Raw genomic sequence first — 10,840 nt, forward strand, 5'->3', positions numbered from 1 at the left:
TTCTATTATAAGAAGAAGTTTTATATTTTTAATTTTTCAATGGAAGAAAGCAGATCCTCGGACAGATCTTTTAGGGTTTGAATATTGCCGCTAATCGTTTCCATTGAACTCACCTGTTCTTCGGCTGACGCTGACACTTCCTCAACACTTGCCGCGGATTCCTCTGACACTGCCGAGATTTGTTGACTGAAATCATTCATGCGTCCGCTCGCTTCCTGCATACCTTCCAGACCATCCGTCATTGTACCAATGACTTGAACCATACCCTCTACCGACTCATTAATGGTACGGAACAGATTGCCGGAATTACGTACTTGCTGCTGCCCTCGTTCTGTTTCCAGTACACCTGTTCGCAATTCCTCAACAACACCCTGAGAATCCTTCTGGATATCCTCGGTGATGACGGTAATCTCTTCTACAGAAGTCCGAACGGCTTCGGACAACTTCCGCACTTCTGCTGCAACAACTGCAAATCCGCGTCCACTCTCTCCTGCACGGGCAGCTTCAATGGAAGCATTCAATGCGAGCAGGTTGGTCTGGCGCGCAATGTCATGAATAACTTGAACCAACTGCGATATATCTTCGTTTTTGCGGTCCAGCTGTTCCATCTTGTTCATGGAAGAGGAAACTGCGCCAGCAATCTGTAGCATTTGGTTCACGGATTGCTCCATGGACTCGCGACCTGTCTGTCCTTGTTTCAGAATCAGTTCTGACATCAGACGAAGCTGATTCCCCTGTTCCGAATGTTGCTGAATATTTGCGTTCAGCCCCTCGACGGTACGGGCGGATTCAACAGCCGTTTCCGCCTGACTCTCCGCCGCTTTTGCCGACTCTTCCATCGTTATGGCAATTTGGCGACTGCCGATCTTAACCTCTTCAGAGGAAATGGCCAGTTCGCTGCTTTGACGATTGACGGCTTCAGCGATTCGTCTGACATTCAATACCATCGAGGTCAGATTACCTTTCATGTCATTCACGGCTTTGGCAAGTACACCAACTTCGTCTTCATGTTTGGTATGTATGTCCTGGACATTCAATTGACCTTCCGCAATCAGTTTCACGGCACTGATCACCCGAAGCAGTGGTTTAACGACTTGTGAACGGATAATAGGGATCGCAATTGCTGTAATGATAATCATCACGAGAACACCAATGACGATAATGATTCGTCCATCTTGGACGGATCTGATCGTCTGAGCCGCAGAGAGATCGGACTGCTCCTGATTGTAATCCACCAGATAGTCCAGATGGACTTGCATGGCATCGAAGGAGGCAGCCCCTTTTTCAGATACTTCCTTAGCCAGTTGTTCCTGACCTTCATCACTCAGCTTGATGGATTGCGTGTTGATTTTGAGGTAAGCTTCCCACTTGGTCTTTAATGCTTCCCAATGTTCTTTTTCTTCAGCCGTCTTTTGCTGTTGATCATATATTTTAATAGCCTGAGCCGTTTCGCGAATGTATTTGGTGCGCTCTTCAGCAAGGTCCGCTTTGGCCCCTGCCTGTGCATCAAAGTGACGATAGCTCAATGACAGAATATGTTCTGTTGTATAATTCAATCGGTTAATCTGCTGGATGGAGGGCATCCAGTTATTGGTGATCATATTCGTGTTTTTTTCCATCGAGTTCATTTGTGTAACAATCGTGACACTAAGAAGAATTAAACAGAGGATTAATAGATAGAACGCGATGCTGATACGCAGACCGATACTCTTGATCCTGAATCTGCTGAACATGTGATTTCCCCCTTGTGCCCATCTTCGGCCACTTCCGTATTTTAGGTGCTTTTGTCGTTGTTTTACCCTTCTTTTGGCATCTTGCAAAACACTCTTTTCTATATTATATCTATAGGAAAAGAGACGTAAAGTATTATAACATTCTTTTGTTTTAGTCATGCTTTATTTTGTAAAATCTTGTGATTATTTCACATCATCTGTTGAACGGAATCGAATGATGTAAAATTAAGACTAAAATGAAGCAAAAAAGAGCTGCAGCATACGGCAAATATCCGATCTGCAGCTCTTACGATTTGACTCCATGCAGATGGCGGGTATGAAACCAGCCATTCTTTGTATCATAACGGCTAACAGTCGCCCTCTTATGCGTTCGCCAGTAGCTTGTATGAGGCCAACCTTCGCTCGTAATCTGGTCCAGTTGTCACCACAAGCAGCCGATCCGTATTTAGCCTTTGGCACACCTGCTGCAACTGATTCCAGACCTGTTCAGGTGTACCGGCGTAATGTCGATGTACTTCATTCTCATTGGCATCGGTATCGGCGTTGGCGCTGGTACTTGTGTTGATGTTGTCAGATTGCGTTGGAATCTCTTTCCCAACAGCTCTGCGTTTCTCCGCCATTTCGCGGCTACAGGACAACGCTTCTTCCTGCGTCTCCGCACACAGCACACTTACAGCAACCATAACCTCCGGCTCTTTCCTATTGGCGCTGGGGATAAAGCCCTCCCGATAACGCCGCACAGCCTCCGTACCATCCGCATCACTCATGAATTGTCCGAATACATACCCCATACCGAAGCGAGCGGCAAACTCAGCACTCTTCACGTTGGTACCCAACATCCATAAGGATAATGGAAGCTCCGGAATCGGACGGGCCGTCACCGGATGTTCCTCATAAGTGTAACGATCTTCCAGCAGTTCGGTCAGTGCAGCGAGCGACTCAGGCAACTTGGACACATGTTGCAAGTAATTGCCACTCAAGGCCATCGTTGCATGGGGACCTCCCCCAGGAGCACGTCCCAAGCCTAACTCAATGCGCCCCGGGTATAGCGCCGCCAATAGTCGAAACGACTCCGCTACCTTAAGCGGGCTATAGTGAGGTAACAGTACGGCACCGGAGCCAAGCTGGATCGTGTTCGTTCGCGCGCCAATATGGGCAAGCAGCACTTCCGGTGATGCTGATGCAAGTTCGTCCATGTCATGGTGCTCCGATGTCCAGTACCTTGAATAGCCCCATGCTTCAGCATGCTGCGCAAGTCTAACGGATTGTTGCAGCGCCTGTTCTGCTGTGGCGCCGTTCAACCTTGGAACAAGGTCAAGTACGCCCAGATTGTATTTTCCACTGATGTTCGCACCCAAGCGTCTCATCTCCCTTCGTCTCGCTTATCTCTAATCCAGATCATAGATGGAACCGACCTTGAGACCATAAAGTTCATTGTAGATTTTCTCGGCAAAAGCATCCGTCATCCCGGCAATATAATCAATCACCATATGCTCCCAAGTCCAGATCGGATTCGCCTTCGCCTGATCCTTCTCATAGCGTTGCAGCCAATCGGATGGAATAATGGATTTAGACGTTTCCGGGTCAAGGAAAGCATCCCACAGACGCTTGATCATCCATTCACTGCGCTTTTGCAACCTCTGCACACGAAGGTCACGAATCATGGTCACCCAGGCAAAGCTCTTAAGCACACTCACCGTGCGCAGCATATCGAGATCCTCGGCTCCTTCACGGACAAACGTCACCTTTTTCCAGTCTCCGTTATCAATAACCCCCAGGCTAGCAACAAAAAGGCTGACCCAGTAGGCCTTGACCTCACGGCGGGTACGTGAGTAATCATGCTCGCAGAAAGGCATCTTTTCATTCCAGATGCGCAGGAACGAAGCGAGGACTTCTTCGACTTTTTTCCCAATCGCTTCCCTTGTCCATCCGTTCCAGAACAGATCCTCCAGTGTGGTAATCTTATCCACAATCAATCGATTGATATGTGGATCTTGCAGGAAATGCTCGTGTACTTCGATTTTACCTGCCTTAATGCCATCTTCCAGATCATGTGCGGAATACGCAATATCGTCGCAGAGGTCCATCAGCTGCGCTTCAAGTGTCTTTTTGCCAGCAGGAATGTTCCAACGATCGCGAATTTCGCGGATATACTGCCATTCATGATGATACATGCCTTTCTTGCTCTCCGTACCAGGATACGGGTACTTATTGATGCCCAGCAGCACCGCATCCGACAGGTTTAACCCATCGATATCTTCCCGTTTTTCCAAATACATAATGAGACGGAAGTTATGCGCATTACCTTCAAAGTGCTCATACTTCCGCTTGAGCTCTGCACGAATTTCCGATTCCGGTTGAGGTGATTTGGCCCCGCGATTTTTCTTCATGATTTTCTTGACCTCTGTGTTGATGAGATCATCGAGGATGCCATCCAGCACTTCTTCCCCTTTATGCCCAAAAGGCGGGTGACCGAAGTCATGCGCAATCGCGGCACACTCCACCACTTCCGAATCAATAATCAGTCCAGGGCTGTCCGCCTGGTTCAACTCCACCTCCGGGTAGCGACGCAGCAAGCTTCTTGCTGCTTCTCGCGCAATCTGCGCCACCTCCAGGGAGTGGGTCAATCGTGTGCGATAATAATCGCCCGTTCCTGCGCCAAACACCTGCGATTTGCCTTGCAGCCGACGAAAAGTCGGTGAATGTATCAGTCTGGAATAGTCGCGCTCATAGGCTGCACGAGCCCCGTCCAGTTTCGTTAGTTCAGGGTATTGTCTATGTTCTCTCAGATCGTTCCATTGCATGTTGATCACTCCTAGCCGACTGTCTCTATTTTGAGTGATTATACACATATTCTGCAGTTTCGAAAAGCAAAACCTGTCTGCGATTGTCATCTCTTCTCACATCAACTTGTGATGCACAGTCGTCTTCTCTTATTATACCCTGCCAGACTATCACCCGTGCACCTAAATGATAATGATATAAAATGAAATCACAATTTACTCAAATTTTCTCAGCTCTAAAAATCGCTAAAATCGAAAGGGCAAACGATTTGGAAATAGCTGCATGCCTGAGGGCTTTCACGATGTGAAGCGTAGAAAAAAGTTTAGAAAAACGAGGTTGTTTGGACAAGGAATGTTGTTGTAACATAGGTTTATACACCTTTCTTTTCATGGTTGCTCAATACTTCCATGAATCAAAGAAGCGAGGTGTTTTTTTGTCAATAGGAGTAACTGTATTGAATTCTTACTTACGCCTTTAAGGGTTTAAGTTAACATTCTAGGTGCGAAAGTTGAGTTAATAAGTACAACGTATTCCATTGATTAAATTCTCTAAAAAAAAGTTCGGTAAAGTATCCCTCAAAGAATGAGAAATCTACTTTACCGAACATTTAATTCTAAGTCCCTACATACTCACATTACTTTTGATGATTGAAATTTTGCGGGATTCAAATTATGAAGAATGGTTGATTTTTTTTCTCTAGCTAGCTGATTGTAACTTATCCCCAAAAATAACCATGTAGTCAAGTAGGAAAATTCCGGGACGGATATCATTAAGGATACATAAATTATTAGCAAAGAAATTTTAAGACCATCATTAAAATAGTTTCTCTTTAATTTGAACATTGGATATAAGAAAAATACACTAAAGAAAATAAATCCAAAGATACCGCTATTAACCAATAATGTTGAGAAAAAATCGGTTGAGCGAACATATCCAAATCCAAGCCCGAACAACTTATTGAAAAATGGCATATGAGAAAAATATTCTAGATGTGTGAACATAGAAGAGGATCTTTGATTTCCAGAGTGGGAATCAATCTTATTAAATAGTAAGAATTCAAGAACAGATGCAACCCTTTTATAATTTAGGATAACTAAAATTGTGGAAAAATATATTAGTATTTGACAATACCTATCTTTTAAATGATAACACAAAACTCTATAGATGAAATAAATCAGTATTCCTAAAAATGCGGTTGATGAGGTAGATAAAATTAATGCTATTAGCATGGGGATATGGAATAAAGGTTTGCGTAAATGTATTGCGAATACCCAGAGAGGTAATACAGTTAGCGCGAAAGCGCTTGGCTCTCCTGTTAAACTCTTCATTCTGAGTGTGTTTATTCCAAAAGCATCAGTTCTCTGACTCATGCTCCCCAATCTAGGATCACCGTTAATATCTAAAGCAAATACTCTGTTACTTAAAAAGTCTCCAGTTGTTCCAAATACTAAATAATAAATCCATTCGTAAAACCCATAAATAAGAAATATAGAAGTACCTATGAATATGTACTTATTCCACTCTTTCTTGTAAAAATACTTAGTGTAAAAGCAAATTATTGAAGCAGCAATAAGATATATGGATTGAGTAAATAGGCTAGTTCTTAAAAATACATGCCCATTTTCGTTAACTAATATAACATTGTGCACAAAGTTGTAGTCATATCCTTCATTCATTTTGAATAAGACAGTTAATTGTGCTAAACCGTTAAATAGCGTTAACACGTAAACGAAAATAATTATATCTCTATAAAAATAATTTGTTACCTGTTTAACTTCCATATTGTTTTTGAATTTTAGACTAATAGCAAATAAAAGCACAAAAACAACTGATAACAAGGATAAAAGTAACCCAGGCGTGGTTCCTGGATTTGAAGGCATTAAAACCCAAGAATTTATAGGTAAAACAACGGCCCAAATTTTAAAATAATTATCAAAAGGTTTAGGTGCGAATAATGCTTTAATATACTTTCACCTCTCAACATCGCTTTTGATACAAATTGTATCACGGCCAACGGTTTGTATCAATGCCAAAGTAATTTTTCAGTAAAAATTAGTTCCATTCATTTTTTTGAAAATTACATCTGGAGGAACCATTATTTATAACAAATGACTTACCTACATAGCTTCATTTTGTTATTATTACGAATTGTAAAATGAGGTACGACAGTTCCACTATGAAAGTTCATATTCAGACAGTTCAAACACATGAAATATTATTGCTTAATGTGCATCGGCGGCCGTTCCGGTTACGGATCGTTCTTTTGATCGCTGTTATTCCCAAATTTCCTTGATTCCCTTTAGAAAGGGAGAAATTCGGGAATAAAGGCGAACGCTTCGCTTCTTCAGAATCGATTCCGTCCCCTTCACTACTTTCGCTGTTTGATTCACACCCAATCTAAAATGACATTACATCCCCTATAAAGGGGGACTTCAAACAAGACTTTGAGAGGCTAAAGAATACCATTAAATTGTTCATTCATTACTTCAATGATAGTCTGTCTCCCCCGTCCCCTCCCCGGTATGGGTAAGGAGATAAAAATAAAAAACCGACAGGGCAAATGCCCTGTCGGGTGAAGAAGGTAGTTTACACCATAACCTTGCAGATATCGTTGGTGAACTCTACCGGGTCTTGAATTGGTAGTCCTTCGATCAGCAATGCTTGATGATACAGCAAGCTTGTGTAAAGGCTTAGTTTTTCTTTATCCTGTGCGAATGCGTCTTTGAGGGATTTGAAGACATCGTGATTTACGTTGATCTCCAGCACTTTATCTGCCTGTACATTTTCGCTGTTCGGCATGGCTTTCAGGATTTTCTCCATCTCAATCGTCAGCTCACCTTCAGTGGACAAACATACTGGGTGGCTTCTCAGGCGTTTGGAAGCTTTAACAGCTTTTACTTTGCCGCCAAGCTGCGCTTGCATCGCTTCGAACAACTCTTTGTTGTCGTTGTCCTGTGCGTCCGTCTCTTCTTTGTCTGCACTGTCCTCGATGCCCAGGTCACCGCTGGAGATGGATTTGAATTCTTTCTCTTTATAATTCGTGATCATCTTGATTGCAAACTCATCAATGTCGTCGGTGAAGTACAATACTTCATAACCTTTGTCGAGTACACCCTCGATCTGTGGCAGCTTCTCAATCCGTTCAATGGATTCACCCGATGCGTAGTAGATGTACTTCTGATCTTCAGGCATTCTGGAAACGTACTCGTCCAGACTAACCAATTTCTTCTCTTTGGAAGAAGAGAACAAAAGCAGATCCTGCAGGGTATCCTTGTTCACGCCATAGTCGCTGTATACGCCATACTTCAGCTGACGGCCAAACGCTTGATAGAATTTCTCGTAATTCTCACGCTCGTCCTTGAGCAAGCTTTGCAGTTGGCTCTTGATCTTGTTCTTGATGTTCTTCGCAATCAGGCTGAGTTGACGGTCATGTTGCAGCATTTCACGGGAGATGTTCAGAGACAGATCCTCGGAATCAACCATACCTTTTACAAATCCGAAGTAATCTGGCAGCAAATCACCGCATTTATCCATGATCAATACACCGTTAGAGTACAGTTCAAGCCCTTTTTCATACTCTTTTGTATAATAATCAAACGGTGTGTTCTCCGGGATAAACAGGATCGCATTATATACCACTGCGCCATCAGCGCTGATGTGCAGATGTTTTAGCGGTTTGTCAAAACCGTAGCGTTTTTCCATATAGAAGTTGTTGTAGTCTTCTTCGGTCAGTTCGCTTTTATTTTTACGCCAGATCGGCACCATGCTGTTCACGGTTTGCTCTTCTTTGTACTCTTCGAACTCGTTCTCTGTACCCTCTTTTGCACGCTGACCTGTCACATCCATCTTGATTGGGTAACGAATGAAGTCGGAGTATTTCTTGATGATGGATCTCAGGCGGTACTCTTCCAAAAATTCGTCATACGAATCTTCTTCGGTATTTTGTTTGATCGTCAGGACAATTTCCGTACCCACAGAATCTTTCTCGGCTGGTGAGATCGTGTATCCGTCCGCACCTTCGGATTCCCATTTCCATGCTTCGTCGCTGCCCAGCGTTTTACTGGTTACCGTCAGCTTGTCCGCCACCATAAACGCGGAGTAGAAACCAACCCCGAATTGTCCGATGATGTTGTGGCCGTCTTTGGCTTCATTCTCTTTCTTGAACGCCAGCGAGCCGCTCTTCGCGATAACGCCCAGATTGTTCTCCAACTCTTCCTGCGTCATCCCGATTCCTGTATCGGTCAGTGTGAGCGTACGGTTCTCTTTGTCGATAGTGAGCTTGATATAGTAGTCCTCTTTGTTGAAGACGAGTGTGTCGTCCGTCAGTGCTTTGTAATATATTTTGTCAATGGCGTCACTGGAGTTGGAGATCAGTTCTCTCAAAAAGATTTCTCTTTGGGTGTAAATGGAGTTGATCATCATATCTAGCAAGCGTTTGGATTCAGCCTGGAATTCTTTTTTAGCCATGAATGGGTGTCTCCTTTCAAATTGGGGATAGAATGATTGGGTTAGGTTGAATATGGAAAGTAACCGAATAATCCTAGGGCGATTAGTAGACTCCAAAACCTTTGATCGCTCTGGTCCACAGAAATTGTGTTGACTATAAATGACTCATTGTAAAAATAAGTGCATGACGTTCTGCATGTAGCCGTTCCGGTTACGAATCGTTTTTCGGATCGCTGTTATCCCCGAATTCCTTTGATTCCATTTTTGAAAAGGGAGAAATTCAGTGATAAAGGCGAACGCTTCGCTTCCTCCAAATCGATTTCGTCCCCTCCACTACTTTTGCATCTAATCAGGAACTGATTTTTAGGATTGAGATCATCAATGAAGTGAATCTGTTATTAAACGTGGAGAGCCGCTTCTTCAGGTTTATTGTGTCCCCTTAGCTTCGCATGTCCTATTCAAGGTTAACTAATCCATATTCAAAAACACAATCATTCCATATGTAGTCGTGTAGTAAAAAATATCATTTATTAGCACTCTGATGATTGGAGTGCTAAACCCTTTCCTTTTATATAACATATGGGAAAATTGGGTGTCAATACGAAGGCGGTTATTTTAACAAAATCATCGAATAACACTTCAAATTTGCACATCTTTAACCATTTTAGCGCAATACATCATGCAACACAAAAGCCGCCTCGAACCACAGTTCGAACCGGCTTGGATACAAATTGTAATGAGTACAGGCAGCATTGGCAAGAAATCGCAGAATAAGGCTTTCTAGGTTCTTTAGAATTGGAACAGAATTGTAGACTTAGTTAGAGATTCAACTAGAGTTGAAACTAGAAAGCAACCAGAGATGCAAACCTCTACTTTTTGGCCATCCTTGGATCAAGGGTGTCGCGCAAGCCGTCCCCGAGCAAGTTGAAACCGAGCACGGTGAACATGATAGAAAGTCCGGGGAAAATCAGCGTCCACGGTGCTTTTTGCAGAAACTGGCGGGAATCCGAAAGCATTTTGCCCCATTCCGGGTCAGGTGGTTGGGCCCCCATGCCGAGGAATCCGAGCGCAGCCGCTTCAATAATTGCTGTTCCAATCCCCAGTGTGCCTTGTACGATGAGCGGGGTGAGACTATTGGGCAAGATGTGCCGGAACAGAATTCGCATATTGCTAGCCCCGAGCGTACGCGCAGACGTAATGAATTCCTCCTGCCTCAAGCTAAGTACCCTTGAACGCACTAATCGTCCGTAGGTCGGGATGTTCACGATCGCTATCGCGAGCAGTGCATTTTGCAAAGACGGACCGAGAATCGCCACAATGGCAATTGCCAACAGGATAGCGGGGAAAGCAAGCAAGATATCGAACAAACGCGAGATGAGCATGTCTGCCCATTTTCCATAATATCCAGCAATCAGACCGAGCAATGCGCCCGCAATAATAGAGCCAATAACAGAAAAGAAACCAACCCACAATGAAATGCGCGCTCCATGCAGCACTCTGGAAAATACGTCACGTCCGAGATCATCGGTACCAAACCAATGCTCTGCCGAAGGGGCTTGCAGACGATCTGCGAGCACCTGCTCTTTGTAGTCATACGGGGCAATATACGGGGCAGCAAAGGCCAACAGGATGAAAAAAACGATAATGATCAAACCTGCCAGCGCAAGCCGATTTCTCCGAAACGTTCTCCAGGCTTCCCGCCATGGACCCGAGGCAGGTGCCGACGCGGCGTCAACGGATGCTCCGGTATTGGTCGATAATTTGGCCATGCGGCGTCTCCCTTCTTGGATATGAATGAAATACAAGATCAACGAGTTCTATTACACCCAAGCGCTACGATTGCAGCACCATCTTCCGATCGCTGTTATCCCCAGATT

6 protein-coding genes are annotated in these 10,840 nt (G+C 44.0%); all 6 read right to left on the reverse strand.

Annotated elements, in window-relative coordinates:
- Positions 1-20 precede the first annotated feature (20 nt).
- The 6 genes from A6049_RS10165 to nikC all read right to left on the reverse strand — a co-directional run bounded on the left by A6049_RS10165 (position 21) and on the right by nikC (position 10,732).
- Positions 21-1,733 carry a methyl-accepting chemotaxis protein gene (locus A6049_RS10165; protein WP_063564523.1) on the reverse strand — a complete coding sequence of 571 codons (1,713 nt, stop codon included), beginning with the start codon at positions 1,731-1,733 and terminating at the stop codon, positions 21-23.
- A gap of 362 nt (positions 1,734-2,095) precedes the next feature.
- Entirely contained in the window at positions 2,096-3,091 is a 996-nt protein-coding gene (locus tag A6049_RS10170; RefSeq protein ID WP_240321366.1) for an LLM class flavin-dependent oxidoreductase, read from the reverse strand.
- A 30-nt stretch (positions 3,092-3,121) separates the two neighbouring features.
- Complete coding sequence (locus A6049_RS10175; RefSeq protein WP_063564524.1) at positions 3,122-4,537, reverse strand: deoxyguanosinetriphosphate triphosphohydrolase family protein; 1,416 nt, start codon at positions 4,535-4,537, stop codon at positions 3,122-3,124.
- A gap of 609 nt (positions 4,538-5,146) precedes the next feature.
- Positions 5,147-6,397, reverse strand: a complete 1,251-nt coding sequence (locus tag A6049_RS10180; protein ID WP_145921915.1) for a hypothetical protein — start codon at positions 6,395-6,397, stop codon at positions 5,147-5,149.
- A 706-nt stretch (positions 6,398-7,103) separates the two neighbouring features.
- Positions 7,104-8,984: a molecular chaperone HtpG gene (gene htpG / locus A6049_RS10185; protein ID WP_063564526.1), complete on the reverse strand. Its 1,881-nt coding sequence runs from the start codon at positions 8,982-8,984 to the stop codon at positions 7,104-7,106.
- Positions 8,985-9,832: 848 nt separating this feature from the next.
- Entirely contained in the window at positions 9,833-10,732 is a 900-nt protein-coding gene (gene nikC, locus A6049_RS10190) for a nickel transporter permease (RefSeq protein ID WP_063564527.1), read from the reverse strand.
- Positions 10,733-10,840 lie beyond the last annotated feature (108 nt).

This window comes from Paenibacillus sp. O199 (assembly GCF_001636635.1).
In the GTDB taxonomy this organism is placed as follows: Bacteria; Bacillota; Bacilli; order Paenibacillales; family Paenibacillaceae; genus Paenibacillus; species Paenibacillus marchantiae.

Bases quoted from the DNA above. Each gene is read 5' to 3' on its own strand.
- A6049_RS10165 (WP_063564523.1), bottom strand. From the start codon at position 1,733: ATGTTCAGCAGATTCAGGATCAAGAGTATCGGTCTGCGTATCAGCATC.
- A6049_RS10175 (WP_063564524.1), bottom strand. From the start codon at position 4,537: ATGCAATGGAACGATCTGAGAGAACATAGACAATACCCTGAACTAACG.
- A6049_RS10180 (WP_145921915.1), bottom strand. From the start codon at position 6,397: ATGCCTTCAAATCCAGGAACCACGCCTGGGTTACTTTTATCCTTGTTA.
- htpG (WP_063564526.1), bottom strand. From the start codon at position 8,984: ATGGCTAAAAAAGAATTCCAGGCTGAATCCAAACGCTTGCTAGATATG.
- nikC (WP_063564527.1), bottom strand. From the start codon at position 10,732: ATGGCCAAATTATCGACCAATACCGGAGCATCCGTTGACGCCGCGTCG.